Genomic DNA, 23,580 nt, shown 5'->3' on the forward strand with positions numbered 1-23,580 from the left:
AACCGGATAAGCACGGCTTATTCCTTCTCGCCTGCCTGATACGCAGCAAGAGGTGCATGCTGCTTTTGGGCATAGGACTTCAGGTATCGCATTTCCTGGTGCCACGCCTTGATTCCTTTAGCCGCAATCCACTCCTGCCTCATTTGTTCCGGACCGGGAACCTTGAGTAAAGTGGTTGGCGTATAGGCATCGCTCGGGCTGGGGGCTGGCAATCCTGCTCCATGAGCGGTTTGATGCGCCTTATACCATGCATACCATTGAGAGTCGGGATGCAGATAATGGCCTGTAGCGCCGGCCTCCCGTCTCAGCAAGGTATAGTTGGAGCATTTCCCCGCGTTGAATGCGACAGGTATCTGCATGGGGATCACTGGAGGCGTAGGCGAAAAATCAGGATGTTTTGTCCATATTCCTGAAAATACGCTGGCATTTTGATCCCATTGGGACATGGGTGGCAACCCGAAAATGGCTTCTGTGGTCTTGAGAATATTGACTTGCGAGTAAAGGTTGGTTTCCAGATATCCCTTCTTGACCCATGGCCCCATGGCGAGCGCAAAGGTCCGGTGAGCATTGATATGATCGGCACCGGATTGCGCATCATCTTCCGTCAAAAAGACGACCATGTGCTTCCATTCCGGGGTCTTGGAGAGGTAGTGGATGAACTTTGCCGTCGCGAAATCATTGTTCGACACATAATAATTGGGCGTGTAGTAGCAGGGCTCGCGTCCCGCCGTATGATCATCCGGCAGCCAAATATAGATGAAATGCGGAAATTTTGAGCCTGGGTGCGCTTTGAGCCAGTTCACCGCCATTTTTTCCCGATAGGTGTCGAGAATCATGCGATCCCAGCCGGGGAATCCTGTCGCCAGGTGTTTTTTCATGGCGGTAGAAATGTTTCCTGCCTCCGATCGCGACACGAATTCTCCAAAGTCCTCGAAGGAAACGTGGTGATCCAGGAGATCATTAAAAAGAAAGAGACGCTCGGGATAACTGATCCACGGGTTCGACCATTTGCCCAGTACAGAAAGATTTTCATAAATGGCATAGGGATTATCCACGCCTGCGGGCATGCCACCTGTGCTGGTGGCGCCTCCGGGCACCAGGGACTGCGTCCATCCAGGATTGGCCACCAAGCCCCGGCCAGAATAGTATTCCGGCCAGGTACGTTGCACGAAATCCGAATCGGACGCCGCGGTGGTCCATTGGTGTCCCTGGGCCGTTACTTCTCCATCGGCCATGAAGTTCACGAAAAGGGTATAGTGTTTCGCCAAGTTATAAAGATTTGGTAACTCTTTCGGACCATACAAGTCCAGCTGTGGATCCGCCCAAGCCCCGGCCGCTTTGTAATCGCCGAAATCCTCGTCAAAGGTCTTGTTCTCCCGTAAGATAAACACCACGTAATGGATATGCTTGCGCAGAAACTGGTCTGTCTGGCTATCTACCGAATGACGAGCAGCGCGTTGTGCTGCGGTGAACCCATCATTTTCAAGACTTTCTTCGGTCCATGCTGGAAGCGCATGATCCAGCCCGGACAAGTCGATTTTTTGTACCACACCATCCATCATGTCCCCCACCCATTGATGTTCGACGTTCGGACCAGAACCCAGTCCTTTCGCGGAAACCACATACAGATTGTTCCCTGCATGTGAAATCGCCGTGGGATACCAGGCCGTGGGAATCAATCCCAAAGCTTTTCCCGTAGGGATATTGAACACGGCAACATCATTATTACCCGCATTGGCCACATACAGGTGCGAACCTACGATCGTCAAACCATCGGGATACGTTCCGGGAGGGGCATCGGGATAAGGGCTATCATTCAAAAAGCCTTTCACCCGCAAATCGGCGACATTCACTTCCGCAATCCGATCCATATTGGCCAGCGCTACAAACACGTCTGGTGAATGGGGCAACGCCGCCAGCGCCGTAGGATGCACACCGGCAGCCGTATCGTTTGGACCCGTAGGAGGACCCACCCGAATATCGCCCAGGAGTTGCAGCTTTTCCGGATTGACGACAGCTACCGCATTACCACCCCACAGGCTGACGACCAGCCGCTGTCCACTATCGGCCAATGTGACGGCAAAAGGATAGGGTCCTACATTGAGATAACGGGTTTTCCCACTCTGGATATTGATCCGCGCCAAGCTGTTGGAAAGCATGCCCGTCACATAAAGATGCTGACCGTGAGGACCCACGGCAATGGCGTCTGGATAAAACAGCCTGGGCTTATCATTGTAATGGCCCTGATATGCATAGGGATATTGTGTTTTAGGGAACGCTTGCCAACGCAGGGGATAACGCCGGATCAACCGGGGCTGCCCGTGGACAAGACGAAATGCGGCCACATCCCCACTCTCTCCACCGGCTGCATACAAGGTGTTTTGCGGGCCTGCCGCAAGGCCCTGGAAAAAGCTCTGATGGCCAATGACATTTCCATGAATATCGGTGGCGTCCGTTGGCGTCGGCATGGATTTTGCGGATTGTTTGTACGCGGCCATTTCAGCCACGCGTTGTAAGGTGTTCTGATCATACCAGGTAATGGTCTGGGCATAGGTCGCGCCATTCGCCAGAGCGGCAATCTCGTGCCCCATGGGAACCACCTGGGTCACAAAGTTGGGGGCGCCGTTGACCGTACCCACCGGGCTGACCATACGTCCAGTCGGCAATACATGGGTGACCCAGTCTCTGTTGTCCGCATTGATCTGAATGGGGCCGTTGATATTTCGCGTATTGGATGGCGCCGCCGTGTAGGCAAAGGCGCTCTGTGCGAAGAAAGCGCTGGACAACACCAGGCTGGAAATGATCCAGCGTTGGAACTTTAAGGATGGAAACATGCAATGGACCTCTACATTCTTTTTAAAAAACAGTTGTCAATATACCTGCGGAGTTATCAACGTCCTAGAACCGAACCGTGACCGACCCAAACACCGCCCTGGGCATGCCCACCTCGCCATCCAGATAGTAGTGGTGATAATAATCCTTGTTGGCAAACCCATAGGCAAAATATTGCCGATTGAGCATGTTGTACAGGGTCAGTGACAGGTCTACGGATTTGGCGAAGCTGTTCTCCAGCTGGATATGGTCGTTTACTCCCAGATCCAGCAGGAAATACGCGGGAATGGTCAATTTGCCGATCCTGCCGGTGAGATAATTATGCAGACGCCGTGATCCCACGTAGCGGCCATTGAGGTTGGCCTGCAAACCATGCCAGTTCCAGTTCAAACCCACATTGATGGTCGAATAGTTGGCCCCATCCACATTTTCCCCCGGCGTGTCATAGCTGGTGGTGTACTCATACTTCCGGGTATTGAGCGAGTAGTTGGCATAGCCATCCCAGTCGCCCAGTAATACGTGCCCAAAATTGTAACGCGCGCCCAACTCAATCCCCTGGGCCAGCTCGTTCCCGTCATTGATCTCCAAGCGCAATCCCGTGATGGGGTTTTTGACCGAGTTGAAGATATTGGTCAAATTCTCCCGATACAATTTGATGGAGAGTTGTGCCCCGGCATAGTGCAGCCGGGAGCCAAACTCATAGTCGTTCACGTATTCCGGTTGCAAATGGACCGGTGCGACCACATAGTTGCCTGCCTTGTCCTTTTCGATGGCACCATAGGTCTCCGCCGCATAAGGAATCCGCACATTCTTGCCCCAGGCAAAGTAGAAGGAGAGGGGTTTCCAGGGATGGAGATTAATACCGACAGAGGGGGCAACGAAGGTGGTGTTGCTATGGGCCGTCAGGTTGGCGCCCAAAGGATATTCGTATCCCACATCCTCGCTGGTGGACAGGTGAGAATAGATATACTTGATACCTGGGGTAAGGTGCAGCAAGCCCCCGAACAGGCGAATATCGTCCTGAACGTAGGGACTCGCGTAAATGCTGGTATCGTGTTCATCATAGGTATCATTATAGCCGGGTATCTGGGGGACATCGGCCGTGCCGTACCAGAACTCGCCGTGATGCTGTTTGGCAAAGTAGGTCTGGGCGCCGATGGTGATCCGATTATCCGGCAGGGTCACGATGAACTGGGGAATGAAGCCCACCGTCGTGGTGACCGTCGGCGCATAGCGATAATCCGTTCCCGCAGCCACGGACCCGAACGCTTTTTGGGGGTCGTAAGTCGGTGCCCCCTTTTTGTAGAGATCATAATCCGAAAAATACAGATTTTTGTACATGTACGGATATTCTGGGCTCTGATAGAAATGCGGATTATGGTATTCCAGCTCACTTTCGATATTGTTCTTGACATAAAACTTGAGGTTGGAAGTCAGATAGCGATTGATGACATTCTTGTCGCCCAGAATCACGGTGAGGCTGGTGTCTTTGTATAAATCACTGCGCAAGCTCGGCGGATAGGAATAATCATACCCATATTGGGCGATCAAGGGTGCGGCAATGGAACGGGGTTTGTTGGCGATATTGCGATTGACGATCGCGTACAGGCTGAGGCGGCCCATACCATGGTCATAGGGCAGAATACCGGCGTAATAGTAGTTGCTGTTCTGGGTGGCCGAATTGGCCACCCAGCCGTTGGAGGTTTGCCGGTTATAGGAGAGATAAGAGCGCAATCCATAGAGGGATCCGGTATTGAGGGTGGCATTCCACAAGAAGGTATCGAAGCTGCCATAGCCAAGGCCACCCGCAGCATAAAAATGCTTCGTGGGTCGCTTCGGCACATAATCAATGGTTCCCGCCAAGGATTGCGGGCCACTGACGGACGGGTTGTTGACCCCGTCATAAATTTTGACGCCGGAGATATTGTTCAGCGTGACCGGAATACGGTTGGCGCGAGAGACGGAGTAGCCGGTAAACGCATTGTTGAGGGGAACGCCATCAAAGGATTCCGTAAAGCCCCCATCTCTGAATCCGCGAAAGCGGATGTGTTGGCGAACCCCCAATGGGCCGCCGGCGGTGGCGACAATGGACGGACGCCGATTGAGCAGTTCCTGGACGCTGGTGACCGGAGAAGCCAGCTTGATGGCCCGCTTACCGATGTAGCTGCTGGCATAGGTCGAATTCATGGGGACGCCATCCACGCGGTTGGCTTGGGCCGCTTTGCTGACCACGCCGACGGGGATGGCTTTTTTCGGTCTTTTGGCCTTTTTATAGGCTGTTGTTCCCTTTTTGATGCTGGTATGGGCTTGTGCTGCAGGAATTCCATAGAGGGTGGAGGAAATGACCAAAAGCATCACAAAATGGGACTTACGCTGAAAAATTGGCTGTATAGGCATTTTGCGGTCCTCTTGTTGCATGAAGGTTGGCAGCTCAAGGTTTAGGGGGGAATTACGTCAACACGGGTTGGGTATTGGCCGGATCACTGAAGCTGTCCTGACCATTTTCGATATGCCCCGCCAGGCGCCATTGGTGTTGGGGGGTAGAAACGATCAGGTCATACCAGTGGTGACTGGCCTGTAAATTCCAGAGCAGTTCCCGGGTCTGGCCTGCGACTAAATGGATCTTACGGGCTTCCTGTCCATAGACGGGGTCGGTCACGGTAATGGGCAAGTGATCCGCACCGGCATTGTACAAGAGCACGCGGAGGTCTCCGGCGGGCGTCCCTTGGGTGTCGATATGCAAGGTGGAAGGGCCGGTCCCCGTAATGGTGCGAATGTAGCTGTCCGGTCCATAAACGGTGAGGGCCAGTTGCTGATCCTTAGGCAGAAGCATTTCGTCTTTCAGAGTGGCACCCGCCCCGACCGTGTAATGATGGGGGAGTGCGTGACTGTGGTCCCAGTAAGCCGTGCAGACGACCCCCAGCTCCGAAGGGTTATGCAGGTGCAGGCGCACCCCGGTGGTCGTGGCCTCCAGGCGCATGGCGGTGTCATAGGCCAAGGGCCGACGCTTGCGTAAGCCACTTTCCTGGGGACGAATGGCGATGGCCTGTTCAGCAGGGACTTGCGGTGCGGGCAGGGTCGATTCGTGATGGACCGTGGCCACGTAGTTGGCGGTGCTGGGCAGGGAGACGAAACGTTCGTCGGGTCGGGAGAAGTCGAAGGCTGAGGTCAGGTCGCCACAGACCGCCCGCCGCCAGGGCGCGATATGGGGTTCGCTGACGCCAAAGCGTTTTTCGATGAAACGAATGACCGAAGTATGATCGAAGACTTCCGAGCAGACATAGCCCCCCTTGCTCCAGGGCGAAATGACGGTCATGGGCACCCGGGGACCCAGACCATAGGGTAACTGATCGGCACTATAGAGCACCGGCCAGTCGGGATTGATGTGGTCATGAACCATGCCTTCGGTGCTGACGGTGGATTTCCCCGGACGCACCGGGGTGGGCGGCTGGGGCGGGACCACGTGATCGAAGAAGCCGTCGTTCTCGTCGTAGTCCAGGAGCAATGCCGTCTTGCCCCAGACGGCGGGATTGCTGGTCAGGGCATCCAGGACCCGGGCGATATAAATGGCCCCATAGGCGGGGGGATAGGAGGGGTGTTCCGAATAACCGGCGGGAGTGACGATCCAGGAAACCTGGGGCAGGCGGTCATGCAGGACGTCGTCCCGCAGGGCCGCCACCCCGCCGATGCGCGATGCCCGTTGCGCCAGAGGGGAACTGCTGGGAATATCGGTGAAGGCCTGGAAATACAACAGGGCGTTTTCGCCGAAGTTGCCGGTCAGGGGATTATGGTCAATTTCATGTAATCCCTCCTGATAGACCCGCCAGGAGATGCCCGCTTTTTGCAGGCGCTCGGCATAGGTCGGCCAGGTGAAGGGCTTGACCCCTTGGGTAAAGAGGCAGGTATCGTCGTCGATGAAAGGTCCACCCCCCTGACCACTCGGATCGATGGTCCCGGTAAACAGCATGGAACGATTCGGACAGGTCGGCCCGGCTATTGAACAAAAATAATGGTCACAAAGGGTGAAGGCATCGGCCAGCGCATAATGAAAGGGCAGATCCGTGCGTTCAAAATACCCCATGGTCAGGTTGGTTTTATTGATGGGCCAGGCATTCATCAAGCCGCCGGCAATGGCCCCGTGCTGGGAGGCCCAGCTGTGGTCCAGGTCCTGGAGGAACTGGGCGGAAGTTTTCTGGGTGTTGAAATGAAAAGGCAGGATCGGTCGGGCGGGATCCTCCATGCGCCCCTGAAACCAGAGGGGTTTGCCGTCGGGCAGCTTCAGGGGGAAGCGGTCATTATAGCCCCGCACCCCGCTCAGATGACCATAATAATGATCGAAAGAACGATTCTCCTGCATGAAGACCACGATGTGCTCCACGTCCTCCAGGGTGCCGGAGCGGTGCAAAGCGGGCAGCATGGCGGCCCGGGCCACGGAACTGCCCAAAAAGGCGGTCAGGGTCGCGCCCGCGCCCAGGCTTTTCAAAAAATCACGACGACGCATGGGTTTTCTCCTCCATTTGCTGCAGAGCAGTGGCGGCTGGCGGATAGTGCCAGGCCAAGGCCTGCTGAAAGTAAATGCGGGCTTGTTGGGGATTTTGGTGCCAGGCCGCCAGCCCCAGATCATAGGCTGCCGCGCCCACCTTTTCGGTATACAGCTGTTGCAGTACCGCCTGGCTGCGCTGCGCATACCAGGCCGCCTTTTTGCGGTTTTTGGGCATGAGTTTGCCGGCTGCATAGGTTTTGCCGAGCCAGTAGTCGGCATCGGCGACCTGGGGCACCATCAGTCCCTGCCGGAACCAGAAAGCGGCCCGTTGAAGGTTACGGGCGACTCCCCGGCCGTTGAGATAGGCATTGGCCACCTGTCGCTGGGCAAAGCGGTCCCCCGCTTCGGCGGCTTGCAGGTACCAGTGAAAGGCTTGTCGGGGATTGGCCGAGACCCCAAGTCCGCTTTGGTACAGATGCCCTAGCGTATCAGCGGCCCAGGAGTTGTCCCGATCGCGCACCGCCGTGCGCAGTAACGACGCGGCCTGGGCATAGTTTCCCCGATTCAGGAGCGCAATAATGCGTTGATTGTCCTTCCGAATCGCCCGCCCATGGGCCAGATACGCCGTCGCCACCGACCCTGGGGTGGCGGGATTGCTCACCGCCACGGTAGCGCCAAAAACGGGACTCGCAGCCAGTAATAAGGCCGCAGCCCAGCCCCATATACGACAGGATTTGCCAATGGAAACTGTCAATCCATCCTCTCCATAATCGGGACATCTCCCCGATTAAATCGACTTAGAGGCTGTAGACTAACAGAGGATTGTTACACTATTGTGAACCTTTTATGACAATTTTATGATTTTTTATGATTTTTTTATGACAAAATAGGAGTTACAGGAATCTGGGCGCATGGATATCGTCGTCTTACTGAACAGTAAATGGGTACAATGGACGGACGGCGACCATCCACGATGAACGATGGATCGGTCGGCAGTAACTACGCAGGCGAGGACATAAACTGAGTGATAGAAAGCGGGCGATACGTTGGCATCGCCATGATGAATCAAAGGGTTTTAGCGACCATCAGTGCAGTGATTACGTCTTGCACGGCAAAGATCGCAAACCGCTGGCGGTGATTGAAGAAGGTGCCATGATTTTGCGGGGCTGGGCCTTGGCCGATGCAGAGCCCATACTTTTTGGCGTGGAACAGGGGTTGCTGCAGTCAGGGTTGCGGCAGATGCTGACCCCCGGCGGGAAAAAGATGTCGGTGGCCATGAGTAATTGTGGGGCATGGGGCTGGGTGTCGGACAGGCGGGGTTATCGCTATGTGTCCAAAGATCCGGAAACCGGACAACCCTGGCCGGAAATCCCGGCCGCACTTTTCCGAATCGCGCAAACGGCGGCGGCCAAGGCCGGTTTCGCGCACTTTATTCCGGATGCCTGTCTGGTGAATGTGTATGTCCCTGGGGCGCGCATGTCTTTGCATCAGGATAAGGATGAACAGGATATGGAGGCGCCCATTGTGTCTGTTTCACTGGGTTTGCCGGCGACTTTTCTGTTTGGTGGTGCGGAACGCCGGGATCCGGTGAAACGGATTGATGTAGAGCATGGCGATGTACTGGTCTGGGGTGGTCCGGCGCGACTCCGCTACCATGGTATTGCCCCCATCAAAATGGGAGATCATCCCCTTTTGGGGGCGCGCCGTATGAATCTGACCCTGCGCAAGGCGCGCTGATGGCGAGCATCCGTTCCTGCGAATCTGGTTTTTCATCCTATCTCCCCAATTGTTTTGCCCATGGAGCCGGCTTAAGATGTGCCCTCATGTCAGGGGTAATCACCTGCGCCGACGACCGGTTTCAGGATAACAGGAGTGATCATGGGCGTTGAAAATTCCGATGGAAAAGAATTGAGAAATGTGGCGCTGGCTATTGGTACGGCGCGGACGCGTTGGGGCCGGAATCTGAAAATCGTAACCTTTTTTGTCACCTTCGTATTGACTCTGCTCATCCCCATGGGAGTCATCGTCATCTACTATTTATGGAAGCATGGCGCGCAGATTCTCCGGGAAAGAGAGTCAGTGACAGCGCAATAAGCCCGCCTCGACTAGGGCAGGAGCACTGGCGAGGAGTACATGGATGCTGGAGCCGGTGGGGGGAGCAGTACCGTCGGCGGACGAGTGACCGGAGGATGGCTGGGCCGAGGCGGAGGCCGTCGCCAAGGGGGCGGACGTCTGTATCCATACGGTGGGAAAGGACCTGGACCAATATAAGCCGGTAGGTAGGCATGCTGCCGGGGTTCCGGGGGTGGATGCAGGCTGTTTTGATAGTTGTTGAGTGCTGTCAGGAGATTGAGGCGCTCAATGGCGGTCAGGGTTTTGTCGGTGGCTGCCGCAGGGGGCGGGCTGGATGCTTCATTCTGGGGAACTGGCGAAGGTATGGACGGTGGTGTCGGTGGAGCAGAGGGGAGGGATTGCAGCTTTCGGGCATTGGCCGGGGGGTGGTCACCAAAACTGACGGTGCCGTCGGGTGACAGCCAGCGATAAATGCTGGCGGCTGGAGCGGGCAGGAGGAATGCGCTGGCCGATAACAGCCAGGCCGCTGCCAGACCGGCGCCGCCCCAGCGACGGATGGAAGGCTTCAATAGCGGTCGATCCATGGCCGCGAGTTCCGGTTCCGTGAGCGCGCTCTGCCAGAGCTGGATATTCCCTGGGGCAGCCAGACCCTTCGGCGCAGGTACGCAGTGGATTCAATCATCAACATCCAGGCCCCCGATGATTAACCTTCCCAACACTCAGACAAACTTAGATATAGCATAGTTCGTCAGCATGGCAAGTGTTGGGAAGGCTTGCTGAAGGCCGGCCTTACTCCGGCTTGCCCCAGGCGTTCTGGGGCAGATGGGCATATTCCCCGGTATAGGTCTGCAGTTTCTCCTGCTTATCGACGGATGAGTGCCCCCCGGGCCAAACCCAGGATCAGGGCCGAACTGAAAATACCGATCACCGAGAGGGCCATGCCGTTACCAATGACCCCTTGGCGGAAGTTGCCGTAAATGTAGGTGGAGATCACCTGCATTCCGGCGGGTTGCAACATGAGGGAGGCCACCAGCTCCCGCATGGACAGGGCAAAGACCACCGTCGCCCCACCCACCAGCATGGGCCAGACCAATGGCACCTGGATGCTCAATGCCGTACGCAGCGGCGAGGCGCCATGCACCCGACCGGCCTGCTCCAGGCGGGACGGAATCTGGGCCAGACCCGTGCGGGCATAGCGCAGGGCAAAGGGGAAAGTGACCGTGGCATAGGCCACCGCCAGGATGATGGGATGACCAAAAACCGGCAACGGGTTCCAGGGCGCGTTCCAGAAAAGGATCATCCCTACCGCCAGCACCACTCCCGGGACCGCCATGGGTAAGGTTCCGAGCAAATCGACCAGCGCGCCAATGTGTCCTTCCCGGCGCACCAGATTGGCGGCCAGGAGCGCCGAGGCCATGCCAAAAACGGCCACCAGGGCAGAGATCTTGAGGCTGGTGAGCAAGGCGACAAAACCTGACGAGCTGTTGCTGAAAACATGATGATAGTGCTGCCAGGTAAAATTGGATGCCCGCAGCCCCGCCGTCATGGCTTTCTCCAGGGAGATGGCCAGCACCGCCGCCACGGGCATGACGGTGCCCAGAAGGACGAAAACCCCGATGGGCAAAATACTCCACCACACCGGCCGCGCTGCTGTTCGGCGCTGGATTTGCCCCGCGTTGTTGCGTACCAGCGGGCGGTAGAGAAACCAGACCAGCACTCCCATGGCACAGAGCACCAAGCCAATGGCCGAGGCCATGGGCAGGTTCACGGGCCAGACATTGGTGGCGCCTTCGATGCTGGTGCTCAGGACCTGCACCCCGGCATAGCCCGCCAGCAGCGCCGGGACGCCGAATTCGGCGGAGGTGTCCATGAAGACCAGAAGTCCGGCCGCCGCCAGGGCCGTCAACAGGGTCGGCAGAATACCCAGACGAAAGGCACCCAAGGCCGAAGCCCCATGGACACGGGCCGCCTGCAACAGGCGCGGATTGCCGTTTTCCAGAGCCGCTCGCAGCAGAATATAGACCAAGGGGGTCAGATGGAGGGCCATCATCATGCCCATGCCGGCCAGAGAAAACAGGAATCCCTCCAGGCTGCCGCCCAAAAAACCAATGACCTGCTCGATCATTCCTACGGGCCCGACCAGGAGGCTCCAGGCCTCGGCCGTCAGGTACGGAGGAATGAGGAAAGGAATCAGCATCAATGCCTCCCAGAACGGCGTCCAACGGGGCGGCGCATAGTACATCAACATGGCCAGTACAAAACCCATGGGCAAGGCAAAAAGCACGGCAAAACCCGCCATGCCCAGGGTGCCGGACAGGGAATCCAGAAAATGCCGGTCCACTCCCAGGTGCAGCAGGGCGACCCCATGATCCTGACCCGCCCCAGGCTGCACGGCCTCGTAGACAATGGCCCCGAGGGGTGCCAAGACCAGCACCCCCAGGATCAGGTAAACCAGCAGATGGTTGACAGCCCGCGTCACTGGCCCAGAATTTCCTTCTTGAAACGGGCCAGAATGGCGGGCTGTTTGGCCGCCATCTGACTCCAGTTGACGGACCTGACCTTGAAGCTGCCCGGCTTGGCCATGATGGCTTTGACCGGAACCCCTTGCCGGGCGGGATACAGGTTGTTTTCGGCCACCAGCTTCTGCCCCGCTGGTGACATGGCGAAGTTCACGAACTGCTCCGCCAGTTTTTTGTCGGGGGCCGACTTCAGGATCATGATGGGGCGCGGGATCATGATGGTCCCTTCCTTGGGAAAGACCTGCACGATGGAATTCCCCTGGGCCTTGGCAGCCACGGCCGCATGGCCCACGCACTCGAACATGCCGCTGCGCTCGCCCGACATGACGGGCAGGAGGGCGGCATGATTGGTGCCCGGCCAGACGGTGCCGTTGCTCTTCAATTCCGACAGAAACTTCCAGGCCTTGTTGCCATACTGATCCACGAAGGCCGTCAGAAAGCTGGACGCCGTGCCCGAGAGCAGCGGATTGGGTGCAGTCAGGCGATCTTTCCACTCCGGCCGAGTCAGGTCAAACCAACTGTCAGGCAGCTTGGCGCCCTGGGGCAGGGCCTTGGTATTGAAGACCATGGACACCGTGTCCAGACCATAGGGCAGGAAGGGGGCCGGAACCTGGGCGGGCTTCACCAGAGTCTTCTCGATGGCGGCTGGATGATAAGGATAGACCATTCCCTGCTGGGCCAGATCCAGACCCGCCGACCAACCGGCCACCATGACCACGTCGGCGTGGGGATGATCGGCCTCGGCAGCCAGTCGGGCCATGACCTTGCCGGTGCTGGAGGTCCAGACTTCCACATGATCGCCGGTCTTTTTCTCGAAGTCGGCGGCCAGGGTCTTGGCCAGGGTGGCCGGCGCGGCACTGTACAGGGTGATGGTGGCGGCATGGGCGGCACTGGCCAGACCCAAAGCAAGCAATGCAAGCATCAAACGTTTCATAAGCACTCCTATCATCAGCGGTTTGCGGAAGACTGCACGGGAATACACCAACCATGCCCCTGGCGCAGCAGCCAGCGGCGGGGACCCAGGTCCCCTTGGCGGGAATAGGCCAGGAACTCCTGGCCATCACTGGCCTCGAGGGTCAGCAGATACTGGCCATCATGCCAGTGAGCGTGGCGCACCTGGGCCTCTGGCGCAGCGGCGGGCGCCTCGTCCAGCTCCAGGTCGCTGGGTCGCAGCAGCAGGGTTGCCTGGCTGGCACCCTGCAGTTCGGGAGCGGCTGGTACGGTCCAGTGCCGCCCTTCCCACGGGCACACCGACTCTTGTCCGCGAAGTTCCTGAACCGGTACCTGAATGGCGCGCACCGAGCCCCCCAAACGCGCCACCACCAGACTGGCCGGGCGTTGATAGAGTCGCTCCGGGGTATCCCATTGTTCCAGGTGCCCCCCATCGAGGACCCCCACCCGGCGACCCAGATAGAAGGCCTCTCCCGGATCATGGGTCACATGCAGGGCAGTGATGCCCTCCTCGGCAAACAGTCCGTGCAGAAACTCCCGCAGGTTCTCCCGCACCCCGTGATCGAGGGCCGAAAGGGGCTCGTCCAGCAAGACAATACGGGGCTTGGCAATGATGGCCCGGGCAATGGCCACCCGTTGCTGCTGTCCACCCGAAAGCTCATGGGGCCGTCGGCGCGCCGCTGTGGTCGGAATCGCCATGCGCTCCAGCAGGGCCAGGGCTCGGGACTTATCTACGGACTGCCGCCGCGCCCGGAGCGGATAGAGGACATTATCGAGAATGCTCAGATGGGGCCAAAGGGCGGCATCCTGGAACACCATGCCGATCTCGCGCCGCTCCGGCGGCAAAAAGGTTTTGCCTTCGCTCACCACCTGGCCATGGACACTGACGCTTCCCTGCTGCGGCCGAATCAAACCGGCGATGGTGGCCAGTAAGGTACTTTTGCCCGAACCCGACTCCCCCAGGAGACAGGCATATGACCCGGTCTCCTGAGACAGGTTGACATCGGCCAACACCGCTCTTCCACCCAGTTCCACGTGCAAAGACTGAATCTGCAGCCCGTCGGGCAGCTCAGAAGGCATACTGCAAATAGGCCTGCCCCAAGGCATTGATGGAAGGCGCGATGCCCATGAGAGTAGTAACCACCCCTTTGGCATCGCCCCCATGGGTACCCAGGCTATTGGCGGTGAAGAAACTCACGCCGGCACTGAAGCAGTCCAGGGATCCTGTCTTGGCGGTCAGGATGCCGCCCAGGCTGTAGGCGTCCTGGTTTTCCTTCTTGGGAGCCCCATAGAGCCTGTTGAAGTAGTAGGAGCGGACCATGCCGCTTATTTCACCTTCACCCTTGTTGATAAAACTGGCCAGGGTATCTGCCTGGGCGAGAACAGGTACTGTCAAACCCATAGCACTGAACAGCAGCGCTTGAAGCAGCTTGTTTCGAGGCATCACTATTATCTCCAGCTAAATTATGGAGAGGAGTGTACGCCGCGAATATGACAGTTTTATGACAGTCTGCTTGCCGTGCGGGTTTTCATCAGAATCCGGGGATGCTGGTCAGACCGCCATAGACACCCAGCCCTGCGGAGAGGGTGACCACAAAAAGCACCAGCCAGAGATAGGAACCGCGCAGGCGATGCTCGGCGGGCAGGGCTTTCATTGCCAGGGCGACCAGAAACCCCAGGACCAGGGGTAGCAGCAGGGCGTTCATGACTTCCACGCCGATATCGAGGCTGACCAGATTGGGGATGCTGATGACGGCTACCGCCCCGGCGATGATGATGGCGGTATATACGCCATAGAACCATGGCGCCTCTTTGGGATGGTGCTCAAGGGAGTGGCGAAATCCGGTGACCTCGCCCCAGCCCCAGGCACCCGCCAGGGAGGCGACAATGGCGGCTACCATGCCGGCACCGAGAATGCCCATGGAAAAGACCAGACGTCCCCAGGTTTCGCCGAGGTAAGGGATGATGGCCTCGGACAGTTGATGGACGGTATTCAACGGCGCGTTGGGATTGCGGCGGCCGATAGTGGCGGCGGTGGCAATCAGTACGGCGGCCATGATGGCCTGGGTAAGGACAGCCCCGATGGCCGTATCCCAGCGGGCATGGCGATAATTTTCGGGATGGAGCCCTTTGTCAGCAACAGCGGACTGCTGATAAAACACCATCCAGGGCATGATGACGGCACCGATATTGGCCGCTACCAGCATCATGTAATTCTTGTCCGTAATGGGGGCATGGGTCAGGCCGTGGAGGATGTCCTGAATGTTGGGGTGAGCAACCCAGGCAATACCGAAGAAGACCAGTTCAAAAAGGCCCATGATCAGGGCGATACTTTCGACACGCCGGTACGAACCCGTCCAGACAATGGTCAGCAAGGTGGCTGCGGCAAGCAGCACCCCGACCGCGCGCGGCAGTCCATACAGATGGCTGACCCCCGCCACGCCGGAAAACTCGGTCAGCAGGGCTCCGGTAGTGGCGATACTGAGCCCGGCTACAGACAGATAAGCCCAGCCGGCGCCAAAGGTTTCCCGAATGAGTTCGCCGTGTCCCTTGCCGGTGAAAATGCCCAGACGGACCGTCAATTCTTGGACCAGATAGAGGATCGGCATGAGGATGAACTGGAGTAACAGCAGTTTGAATCCCCACTGGGCGCCACTCTGGGCGGCGGTGATGATGCTGCCGACATCGGTATCGGCGAGCATGACGACGAGGCCGGGGCCTAATACAATGAGAAAAACTGACCAACGCGAGTGATTATGTGGGGCGGAGAGGTTGCTTGCAGTCATGATTAAGAATAATCCGTATTTTGATTTGCGAATGATTCCTGTTTAATGACTGTTTGTCAAGTCTGCCTGGGCATGTCCGTCGGGAAAAGCAGTTGAACGATGAGCCCACCATCAACCGCGTTTTCAAAGCCCAGGCTTCCATTATGCATGTCCATAATGCGTTTACAAATACGTAGACCAATACCTGCTCCGTGACCAGACTGGCGGGGCAGCGTTCCCAGGTTCATGGCCAGCAGTTGCGTTGGGGAAACCCCCGGGCCGAAATCCCGCAGGCGTATTTCAATGCGCTGGGCGCGTGGCGTGACCTGGATCAGCATGCGGCCTTCGCCATAGCGGCGGGCATTGTCAAAAACAATGCGAAATACTCTCTCCAGGGCCAAGGGGCGACATGGCAAAAAACAGGAATTTCCGGCAGGAACGCTCTCGATGCAGATGATCTGTAGACCGTAGCGGTCCTGGGCAATGGCCTGCATTTCCTCCAACCATTCCAGTACATTGACGGAAACCACTTTTTCCTGGTCACCACTGCGCACGAGGGTCAGAAACTTGTCGATGGTTTCATCCATCTCGTTCACATCGACACGCATGGCCGGTTTTTGCTCCAGAAAATCCATATCAGGTAAATGCAGGGCCAAAAGCAGGCGGGAGAGGGGGGTCCGCAGTTCGTGGGAAATGCCGGTGAGCAGCAGGGTGCGCTCTTCGTGGAGCTTATGCAGATCGTTGGCCATGCTGGTGATGGCCTGGGTCAGATGCTGCACTTCCAGCGGCCCCCCGATGGGCTTCAGCGTATCAGGCGTGTCGCCCAGGCCGATGCGCGGCGCTTCGGCGGCCAGCCGGGCGAGGGGGCGATTGATCTGGCGAACAATCAGCCAGGCCCCCAGCAAGGTCACCAGGGCAATGACGCCGAGACGCATGAACAGGAACCCTTGCCCGCCAAAATCCATGGGCGAGACCGGCATTCCCAGCCAGGGCTGGGAAGGTCCGCCGCGTATCCACATCCAGGTGCTGTTGCCCTCCTCGGCCCCGACCCGGAGTCTGGCGCCGGGGGCCATCTGCTGCAGATAAGCGGCGCTTTTCTGCAGAAAATACTGATCGGGCGCCTTGCCGGGCGTGGCGTTGGCCGGTCGCCATTGCAGATTCCCAGTGGGCGCATATTGGGCACCGCTGCTGATCAATGCATGGTTGGTCTGCAGCAGAAACTCGGCAAAGCGTTCGGCGGCTGGGTTCAGGACGTACTGATGAAACAGGACGTAAACGGCTGCCTGCGTGCCAAGCAGCAGCAGGCCGAGGAGCAGCAGGGTCCGTCCCAGGGTGCTGCGTGGCCAGAATGTGCGGATGTTCAGGGCTCGGCCACGAAGAGATAGCCATGCCCCCAGACCGTGCGAATGTGGCGGGGACGACCGGGACCTTTATCCAGCAGCCGTCGGAGCCGCGAAATCTGCATGTCGATACTGCGATCATCGGCTTCCAACTGACGGCCCCGGGTCAGCCACATCAGTTTTTCCCGGGTCAGGGGCTGGCCTTCATGCTGGATCAGGGTGGCCAGCGTGGAAAATTCGGCGCTGGTCAGGGGGATCAGTTTGTCACCATGGCGAATTTCCTGACGGCTCATGTCCACCTGAAAGGTTCCTTTCTGGAAACTGGCAGCTGTTGTTCCCATTGCCCTTGGGGCACTGGCCCTGACCCGCCGCAAGATGGCCTGGATGCGGGCAATCAGTTCCCGGGGATGAAAAGGTTTGGCCAGATAATCATCGGCCCCCATTTCCAGTCCCAGAATACGATCGACTTCATCTCCCCGTGCGGTCAGCATGAGAATGGGAACGTCGTGCTGCTGGCGCAGGCGCCGGCAGATCTGCAAACCGTCTTCATGGGGAAGACCCAGGTCAAGAATGACCAGATCCACCGGGTTTTCTTTGAGAGCCGCTTCAATCTGACGACCGTCACTCATGCCTTGAACGGCAAATCCATGGCCTTTCAGGTGGGACTCCACCAGACTGCGCAGGCGCAGGTCGTCGTCGATGACCAGAATGCGGGCTTTATTTTCCATGGCTGCTACTCTACTCCCGGGATGCGGATAGACCAAACATAAATGTAACGACGCGGGTGTTCCGGAAATAAAGGCACATTTTGTTACACTTGACGCGGTCTCCGCGCACGATTGTTACAGTCCCTGCCGTTATGCTTTTCCTGATCCTCTGATTGATCTGAACAAGGATAGTGCATGGCACGGAAAAATGCTGCGGTTTGGCAAGGACCAGGAACACGAAGGCGCGGGCGGGGCGTCTATCGTCTGCTCGGCACCGGCTTGCTGATGGCTCTGGCGGGTTGCGCGGTAGGACCACGCGGACAGGTGCCGACGATGGCATCGCCCTCCACGTATAACGCCCATCGGGTGGATTTATCCCCCGGACAGCAAAAAATCCAATGGACCCGGCAGCAGGCGCGCTCCTGGTGGTTGCTGTTTCATTCTCAACAGCTCAATGGCTATATCCGCAAAGCCATGCAGGCTAATCCTGATTTGCAGGCAGCGCAGGCCGCCCTGGCCCGGCAGCAGTCCCTGCTGGTCGCCAGTCAGGGAGGTTTGTATCCCCAGGTTGCGGCGAATGCGGGCATCAGCCGGGAGCGGGCCTTGCGCACTGGAACGGACGGCGGACAGCGTTACCGGATTCCTGGCAATCTCTACAGTCTGTTTCTGGGCACCCTGGACATCCGTTACAACCCGGATGTTTTTGGTCGGCAGAAAGATCTGATTCATGCCGCACGGGCCAGGGTTGCGGTGACGACGGCCCATCTGCATCAGAGTGAAGTGTTTCTGGCCGCTGCTGTCAGCCGGGCCATCATCCGTGCGGCGGCCGCCCGGGCACAGTGGCATTCGGCCCGTCAGATTGCCGCTGCAGATGGGCATTTGCTGAAGCTTTTACAGCAGGAATATCAGCTCGGTTATCAGAATTTGCAAAGCGTCGAACAGCAGGCCGCCATGACCGCCGCCGCGCGCGCCCGCATTGCGCCTCTGGAAGCAGAACAAGCAGCAGCCCGACACGCTTTGGCGGCACTCATCGGCCAAACACCGAATACCCCCCTGCCTATGCCCACACTGAAAGATCTGCATTTACCGGCGCAATTACCGACCATCATTCCTTCGGCCCTTGCGGAAAATCGGCCAGATATTCAGGCGGCCACTGCGGAGATCAAGGTCGCCGCCGCGCAGGCGGATGTGGCCACGGCCAATTTGTACCCGCAATTCAATATTTCTGCGGATATTGGCAAGGCGGCCATGACGGGTGCTTTGTTCTTCAATCCGGTTTCCACGCTGTGGTCCCTGGGAGCAGGCTTGGCAGCGCCGATTTATCAGGGCGGCAGTTTGCATGCCCAGCGCCGCGCCGCCCTGGATCAATATCGGCTGGTCAGTGACCAGTATCGGGCCACGGTATTGGATGCATTTCGTCAGGTAGCCGACGCTCTGCGTACCCTGCAGAGTGCCGATACGGCTTTTATCCAGCAAAAACGGGCGCAACAGGCTTCGGCCAGGGCCTTGCAACTCGCTGAAGCGCGCTATCGGGATGGTGCGACCGACTATGCCACGGTGTTGAATGCCGAGATTGCCTATCAACAAGATTCTGTGGCCGCGATCAACGGTCGCAGCCAGCGCTATCTGGATAGTGTCGCCCTCTTCGTCGCGCTGGGAGATGGCTGGCAGCCGGATCACCGGGATTCGAACGCGCCATCCCCATCCCCCACTACCGCCGTTGAACATACTGCAGGAGCTTCCGCATGAAAAAGGCCTTTCTTCTTTTGGGACTGATGCTGGTATTGCTTTTTGGCACCGTGTACGGCTGGTATGCCTGGCGGCAGCAACGTCTGCATACCCAGTTGGCGGCCGCTGCTCACCCGCTAGTGACGGTTTCTGCGGTTCGCGCTCGTACCCAAAGCCTCGCGGGACAATTAACCGCCGTGGGCGAGGTGGTACCGCAGCAGGGTGCTGCCCTGAGTCCGCAAGTCGGCGGAGTCATCCAGAAGCTGTATTTTCATTCGGGACAAAGCGTGACCCAAGGACAATTGCTGCTTTCCCTGGATCCTGGCGCCTTGCCCGGACGACTGCAATCGGCCCGGGCGCGTGCCCGGTTGGCGGCAGTAAATTATCAGCGCGCCCAGAAAGTCTTTGCCATTCATGGCATTTCTACGGCGGCTCTGGACAAGGCGCAATATGATGCCGAAGCCGCCCAGGGGGAAGTGACCGCATTACAGGAGTCCCTGGCCGACACTGAACTGCGGGCTCCTTTTACGGGGGTGCTGAGTCTGCGCACCGTCAATCCCGGAGAGTATGTTCATGCCGGAACGGTGGTGGTCCATCTGGAGAATCTGCAGCATCTCTACATTGATTTCAGTATCCCCCAACGGGATGCCCAGTCTTTGCATAAAGGGGCTCCTGTTCAGGTGGATATCCATGATGGCGATCAGATTCATCACTACAGTGCTTCCGTACAGGCCATTTCCAGCCATGTACAGGCCGATAATCGCGCCCTCAGTGTCCGGGCAGTGGTCCAGAAAGGATCAGGACTGAAGCCAGGGATGTTTGTCCGCGTGGTTCTGGACAAAGCCGCGCCCAAGACCGCATTGCTGATTCCCACCATCGCCGTGAGCTTCAATACCTACGGTGATTTTGTCTATGTACTGCGGCCCGGGCCGGATCATCGTCTGGTTGCGCATGAACAAAAAGTGCTGACCGGCATGCAGAGAGGCCAGGATACGGTGATTCGTTCCGGGCTCCGGGCCGGAGATCTGGTGGTGACTGCCGGGCAGGTGAAATTGCACAACGGCGATTCAGTGCAAATCAATAACGCTGTGCAGCTATAAGGACGAGGACGAACATGCATTTTACCGAACCCTTCATTCGTCGCCCGATTCTGGCTATTTCCCTGAGTCTGGTGCTGTTTTTCTTTGGCCTGCGGTCCCTGGGACTGATGCCGATCACGGAATACCCGCCCACTGCCAGTTCCATGATCACGGTGACGACGCACTATTTTGGCGCCACGCCCAAAACGGTCAACGCCTTTATTACCGCCCCGCTGGAAAAGGCAGTGGGTCAGGCACCCGGCATCAACTACATGACGGCGGTGAGTGAGGACGGGATTTCCATTCTGACCCTGTATATGCGGATGGGAGAAAATCCCAATGCCGCCTTGGCCCAGGTGCAAAGCAAGGTCAATACAGTCCTGAACCAGCTGCCCAAAGGCGTCATGCAACCGGTGGTCCAGGAAATGTCAGGTTCCGGGGCTTATTTGATGCTCTTGAGTTATCACGGCAACGGTTTTAATCAACAGCAGATTACGGATTATCTGACCCGGGTCGTGCAGCCCGCCATTCAGTCGGTGCCGGGCGTGGGTTTGACGGCCATTCTGCCGCCAGGTACTGGCCCTAACGGGAACACCTACGCCATGCGCGTCTGGTTGAACCCTCAGGAGATGGCCGTACTCGGGGTGACTCCGGCTCAGGTCAGTGAGGCTTTGAAAAACAATGATTTTGTGGCGGCGGTGGGGCGTCTGCGCGGTGAATATACGGCGGTGTCCTTGAGCGCCAATACTGCCCTGCACAGCGCCGCAGAATTTCGCGATCTGGTCGTGTCGACCGTGCATGGTGTGCCGATTCATCTGGGGCAGGTGGCCAAAGTTTCTCTGGGCGCGCAAACCTATGATTCGTCGGTCATGGTGGACGGGCAGCCAGCGGTCAACATCGGAATACAGCAGGCCCCTGGCAGTAACGCCTTGCAGGTATCCCAGGGCATTGACAAGGTCATGGCCCAATTGCAGCGGACCATGCCCCCCGGGATGCAGGGTTATACCATTTACAATGGTGCCCAGTTTGTCAAAAGCTCCCTCCAGGAAGTCGAAGTCAATATTGCCCTGGCGCTGCTGGTGGTCATTCTGGTGATCTATTTTTTCATGGGTTCCTGGCGTGCCCTGCTGGTTCCGGCATTAGCCATTCCCGTGGCCATGGTGGGTGCCATGACCATCCTTCATGCCTTGGGCTATACCCTCAATTTGCTGACCTTACTGGCCATGGTGCTGGCCATCGGTCTGGTGGTGGATGATGCCATCATCGTGGTGGAAAATGTCCATCGCCATATCGAGCATGGGGCAACACCCTTGCATGCGGCTCTGCACAGCGCCAGGGAATTGGCCAGTCCGATTCTGGTGATGGCGACCACACTGGTGGCTGTGTTCGCGCCCATGGCCTTTATCGGCGGTTTGGTGGGGCATTTGTTCAGCGAGTTTGCTTTCACCATTGTGGCGACGGTGCTGCTGTCCATGGTGGCCGCCCTGACCCTGGCGCCCATGCTGGCTTCACGGGTGTTGAAGGCCGGTCAGGAGGGCCGGATGGCCCATTTTGTGGATCAGGTTTTCGGACGGCTGAAAGCCTTTTACGGACGGCTGCTTTTCGCCAGTTTGCGGGTCTGGCCGGTAACGGTGACTTTGGCCCTGGTTTTGACGGGAGGCATCTATTTGCTGTTCAGCATCAGCCAAAGCGAGTTGGCGCCCCCCGCCAATCAGGGCATCGTGTATGTCAATGGTGTCGCCCAACCTACCGCCACCCTGGAATACATGAACGCTTACGATCACTACCTGACGCAGACGGTTTTCGACCAGATTGCCAGCCGGAGCCACAGTTTTGCCGTGAACGGCGTGGGTATTGGCGGCATGCTCTTGAATAATGAGGTCATGGCTGGGGTGGTACTGAAGCCCCAGCGTGGCGGCGTCACCACCCAGGAGGTCAAAAGCAAGGTCCAGCAGTTGGCAGGGCAGGTCCCCGGAATGAAGCTCTCGGCCTTTGGTTTGCCACCATTGCCTGGCGCGGCGGTGGGTTTGCCGGTGCAGTTCGTGCTGACCAGTACCGGGGGCTCCTATCATCAGCTGGACGCGGTATCCGCCCGGCTGGTGCAGGAAGCCAAAGCCAGCGGACTGTTTTCCTTTGTCTGCAAGAATCTGAAGTACAATAACCAGATTCAGCAAGTGGTCATCAATCGGCAAATGGCGGCATCCTTTGGACTCAGTATGGCCGACATTGGCCAGAATCTGGAGACCCTGCTGGGTGGAAACTACGTCAACTACTTTGATATGGACGGTTTGAGTTATCGGGTCGTCCCCCAGGTTCCCCCGGCATTGCGGGCCAACCCCGATTTTCTCAAGGCCTATACCATCAAAACCCCGTCTGGTGCGGAGTTGCCCTTATCGACCTTCGTTTCCCTGAAGTCGGAATCGGCACCCACCTTTTTACCCCAGTTTCAGCAATTGCCCGCCGTATTTATTCAGGCCAATCCGGCACCGGGGGTGTCCCTGGGGCAAGCCCTGCAGTTTTTACAGACGCATGCCCAAAAAATTCTCCCCAGCGGGGATCAGATCAACTATGCCGGTGTTTCTCGCCAGTATATGCATCAGGGTAATGCCTTGGTGGTCACTTTTGCCTTTGCCCTATTGATGGTACTGCTCTTGCTGGCGGCGCAATTCAACAGTTTCCGCGACGCTTTGGTGGTTCTCACGGCGGTGCCGGTCGCCTTGTTTGGCGCTTTGCTGCCCATCAGCCTGGGCGCTTCCAGTGTCAATATTTACTCCGAGGTGGGGATGGTCATGTTGATTGGTCTGATCGCCAAACAGGGCATACTGATTGTGCAATTTGCCCGGGTCATGCAGGAGGAAAAAAATCTCGACAAGCGCCATGCCGTCGTCGAAGCCGCTACTTTACGGCTAAGGCCGATCTTGATGACAGTAGCAGCGATGATTGCAGGGGCCGTGCCGCTGCTTTTTGCCAGTGGGGGAAATGCCGATGCCCGCTTTTCCATGGGACTGGTGATCGTCAGCGGTCTGGGTTTTGGATCCTTGGTATCCTTGTTCGTGATTCCGGCTTTTTATCTCTGGTTCGGGCGTTCCGTCCATCCCTAAAA

18 protein-coding genes are annotated in these 23,580 nt (G+C 57.8%); 6 read left to right on the forward strand and 12 right to left on the reverse strand.

The annotated features are described in order from the left end of the window. Positions 1-17: 17 nt before the first annotated feature. The 4 genes from ACJU26_RS00865 to ACJU26_RS00880 form a co-directional block, all read right to left on the reverse strand. Positions 18-2,834 (reverse strand): alkaline phosphatase family protein, encoded by a 2,817-nt coding sequence (locus ACJU26_RS00865; RefSeq protein ID WP_414040682.1) that lies wholly within the window; start codon positions 2,832-2,834, stop codon positions 18-20. Positions 2,835-2,898: 64 nt separating this feature from the next. Further along, entirely contained in the window at positions 2,899-5,229 is a 2,331-nt protein-coding gene (locus tag ACJU26_RS00870) for a TonB-dependent receptor (RefSeq protein WP_414040683.1), read from the reverse strand. Positions 5,230-5,281: 52 nt separating this feature from the next. Continuing rightward, a complete protein-coding gene (locus ACJU26_RS00875; protein WP_414040684.1) occupies positions 5,282-7,333 on the reverse strand; it encodes a phosphocholine-specific phospholipase C in 2,052 nt (683 codons plus the stop codon). Continuing rightward, positions 7,320-8,069, reverse strand: coding sequence for a tetratricopeptide repeat protein (locus tag ACJU26_RS00880; protein WP_414040685.1), 750 nt, complete (start codon positions 8,067-8,069; stop codon positions 7,320-7,322). Before ACJU26_RS00880 ends, ACJU26_RS00875 begins: the two co-directional genes overlap by 14 nt. A 350-nt stretch (positions 8,070-8,419) precedes the next feature. Here ACJU26_RS00880 and alkB point away from each other — a divergent pair, with 350 nt between their 5' ends. Together alkB and ACJU26_RS00890 are read left to right on the forward strand one after the other, a co-directional pair. Continuing rightward, positions 8,420-9,052 carry a DNA oxidative demethylase AlkB gene (gene alkB / locus ACJU26_RS00885; RefSeq protein WP_414040686.1) on the forward strand — a complete coding sequence of 211 codons (633 nt, stop codon included), beginning with the start codon at positions 8,420-8,422 and terminating at the stop codon, positions 9,050-9,052. A 141-nt stretch (positions 9,053-9,193) separates the two neighbouring features. Continuing rightward, positions 9,194-9,409, forward strand: a complete 216-nt coding sequence (locus ACJU26_RS00890) for a hypothetical protein (protein WP_414040687.1) — start codon at positions 9,194-9,196, stop codon at positions 9,407-9,409. An 11-nt stretch (positions 9,410-9,420) separates the two neighbouring features. Here ACJU26_RS00890 and ACJU26_RS00895 read toward each other — a convergent pair whose 3' ends face one another. From ACJU26_RS00895 to ACJU26_RS00925, 7 genes are all read right to left on the reverse strand, one after another. After that, a complete protein-coding gene (locus ACJU26_RS00895; RefSeq protein WP_414040688.1) occupies positions 9,421-9,972 on the reverse strand; it encodes a DUF4124 domain-containing protein in 552 nt (183 codons plus the stop codon). Between the two features lie 278 nt (positions 9,973-10,250). Continuing rightward, positions 10,251-11,867, reverse strand: coding sequence for an ABC transporter permease (locus ACJU26_RS00900; RefSeq protein ID WP_414040689.1), 1,617 nt, complete (start codon positions 11,865-11,867; stop codon positions 10,251-10,253). Beyond that, positions 11,864-12,841 carry an extracellular solute-binding protein gene (locus tag ACJU26_RS00905; protein WP_414040690.1) on the reverse strand — a complete coding sequence of 326 codons (978 nt, stop codon included), beginning with the start codon at positions 12,839-12,841 and terminating at the stop codon, positions 11,864-11,866. The genes ACJU26_RS00900 and ACJU26_RS00905 overlap by 4 nt, the downstream gene beginning before the upstream one ends. Positions 12,842-12,855: 14 nt before the next feature. After that, entirely contained in the window at positions 12,856-13,938 is a 1,083-nt protein-coding gene (locus tag ACJU26_RS00910; RefSeq protein WP_414040691.1) for an ABC transporter ATP-binding protein, read from the reverse strand. Continuing rightward, positions 13,928-14,302, reverse strand: a complete 375-nt coding sequence (locus ACJU26_RS00915) for a hypothetical protein (protein ID WP_414040692.1) — start codon at positions 14,300-14,302, stop codon at positions 13,928-13,930. Before ACJU26_RS00915 ends, ACJU26_RS00910 begins: the two co-directional genes overlap by 11 nt. 88 nt (positions 14,303-14,390) lie before the next feature. Beyond that, entirely contained in the window at positions 14,391-15,644 is a 1,254-nt protein-coding gene (locus tag ACJU26_RS00920) for an NRAMP family divalent metal transporter (RefSeq protein WP_414040693.1), read from the reverse strand. A 56-nt stretch (positions 15,645-15,700) separates the two neighbouring features. Beyond that, the gene (locus tag ACJU26_RS00925; protein ID WP_414040694.1) at positions 15,701-16,819 is read right to left on the reverse strand and encodes an ATP-binding protein; all 1,119 of its coding nucleotides are present in this window, start codon (positions 16,817-16,819) and stop codon (positions 15,701-15,703) included. A gap of 63 nt (positions 16,820-16,882) precedes the next feature. On the opposite strand from ACJU26_RS00925, the gene ACJU26_RS00930 reads away from it, so the two are divergent. Then, positions 16,883-17,008 carry a hypothetical protein gene (locus ACJU26_RS00930; protein WP_414040695.1) on the forward strand — a complete coding sequence of 42 codons (126 nt, stop codon included), beginning with the start codon at positions 16,883-16,885 and terminating at the stop codon, positions 17,006-17,008. On the opposite strand, the gene ACJU26_RS00935 is transcribed toward ACJU26_RS00930, so the two are convergent. After that, positions 16,984-17,691, reverse strand: a complete 708-nt coding sequence (locus tag ACJU26_RS00935; RefSeq protein WP_414040696.1) for a response regulator — start codon at positions 17,689-17,691, stop codon at positions 16,984-16,986. The genes ACJU26_RS00930 and ACJU26_RS00935 overlap by 25 nt on opposite strands. A gap of 174 nt (positions 17,692-17,865) precedes the next feature. On the opposite strand from ACJU26_RS00935, the gene ACJU26_RS00940 reads away from it, so the two are divergent. The 3 genes from ACJU26_RS00940 to ACJU26_RS00950 are packed head-to-tail and all read left to right on the forward strand — an operon-like array spanning position 17,866 to position 23,578. Beyond that, on the forward strand, positions 17,866-19,419 hold the full coding sequence (locus tag ACJU26_RS00940) for an efflux transporter outer membrane subunit (RefSeq protein WP_414040697.1): 1,554 nt from the start codon (positions 17,866-17,868) through the stop codon (positions 19,417-19,419). After that, positions 19,416-20,498, forward strand: coding sequence for an efflux RND transporter periplasmic adaptor subunit (locus tag ACJU26_RS00945; protein ID WP_414040698.1), 1,083 nt, complete (start codon positions 19,416-19,418; stop codon positions 20,496-20,498). Before ACJU26_RS00940 ends, ACJU26_RS00945 begins: the two co-directional genes overlap by 4 nt. Before the next feature lie 14 nt (positions 20,499-20,512). Continuing rightward, positions 20,513-23,578 (forward strand): efflux RND transporter permease subunit, encoded by a 3,066-nt coding sequence (locus ACJU26_RS00950; RefSeq protein WP_414040699.1) that lies wholly within the window; start codon positions 20,513-20,515, stop codon positions 23,576-23,578. The last annotated feature ends 2 nt before the right edge of the window (positions 23,579-23,580 follow it).

The sequence above is a fragment of the Acidithiobacillus sp. M4-SHS-6 genome, from assembly GCF_047421495.1.
GTDB lineage: Bacteria > Pseudomonadota > Gammaproteobacteria > Acidithiobacillales > Acidithiobacillaceae > Acidithiobacillus.

Excerpts from the sequence above, each read along its gene's own strand:
- ACJU26_RS00870 (WP_414040683.1), bottom strand. The coding sequence starts at position 5,229 with ATGCCTATACAGCCAATTTTTCAGCGTAAGTCCCATTTTGTGATGCTT.
- ACJU26_RS00945 (WP_414040698.1), top strand. The coding sequence starts at position 19,416 with ATGAAAAAGGCCTTTCTTCTTTTGGGACTGATGCTGGTATTGCTTTTT.
- ACJU26_RS00895 (WP_414040688.1), bottom strand. The coding sequence starts at position 9,972 with ATGGATCGACCGCTATTGAAGCCTTCCATCCGTCGCTGGGGCGGCGCC.
- ACJU26_RS00935 (WP_414040696.1), bottom strand. The coding sequence starts at position 17,691 with ATGGAAAATAAAGCCCGCATTCTGGTCATCGACGACGACCTGCGCCTG.
- ACJU26_RS00940 (WP_414040697.1), top strand. The coding sequence starts at position 17,866 with ATGGCACGGAAAAATGCTGCGGTTTGGCAAGGACCAGGAACACGAAGG.
- ACJU26_RS00865 (WP_414040682.1), bottom strand. The coding sequence starts at position 2,834 with ATGTTTCCATCCTTAAAGTTCCAACGCTGGATCATTTCCAGCCTGGTG.
- ACJU26_RS00875 (WP_414040684.1), bottom strand. The coding sequence starts at position 7,333 with ATGCGTCGTCGTGATTTTTTGAAAAGCCTGGGCGCGGGCGCGACCCTG.
- ACJU26_RS00905 (WP_414040690.1), bottom strand. The coding sequence starts at position 12,841 with ATGAAACGTTTGATGCTTGCATTGCTTGCTTTGGGTCTGGCCAGTGCC.
- ACJU26_RS00920 (WP_414040693.1), bottom strand. The coding sequence starts at position 15,644 with ATGACTGCAAGCAACCTCTCCGCCCCACATAATCACTCGCGTTGGTCA.
- ACJU26_RS00890 (WP_414040687.1), top strand. The coding sequence starts at position 9,194 with ATGGGCGTTGAAAATTCCGATGGAAAAGAATTGAGAAATGTGGCGCTG.
- ACJU26_RS00930 (WP_414040695.1), top strand. The coding sequence starts at position 16,883 with ATGAAACAGGACGTAAACGGCTGCCTGCGTGCCAAGCAGCAGCAGGCC.
- ACJU26_RS00915 (WP_414040692.1), bottom strand. The coding sequence starts at position 14,302 with ATGCCTCGAAACAAGCTGCTTCAAGCGCTGCTGTTCAGTGCTATGGGT.
- ACJU26_RS00910 (WP_414040691.1), bottom strand. The coding sequence starts at position 13,938 with ATGCCTTCTGAGCTGCCCGACGGGCTGCAGATTCAGTCTTTGCACGTG.
- ACJU26_RS00950 (WP_414040699.1), top strand. The coding sequence starts at position 20,513 with ATGCATTTTACCGAACCCTTCATTCGTCGCCCGATTCTGGCTATTTCC.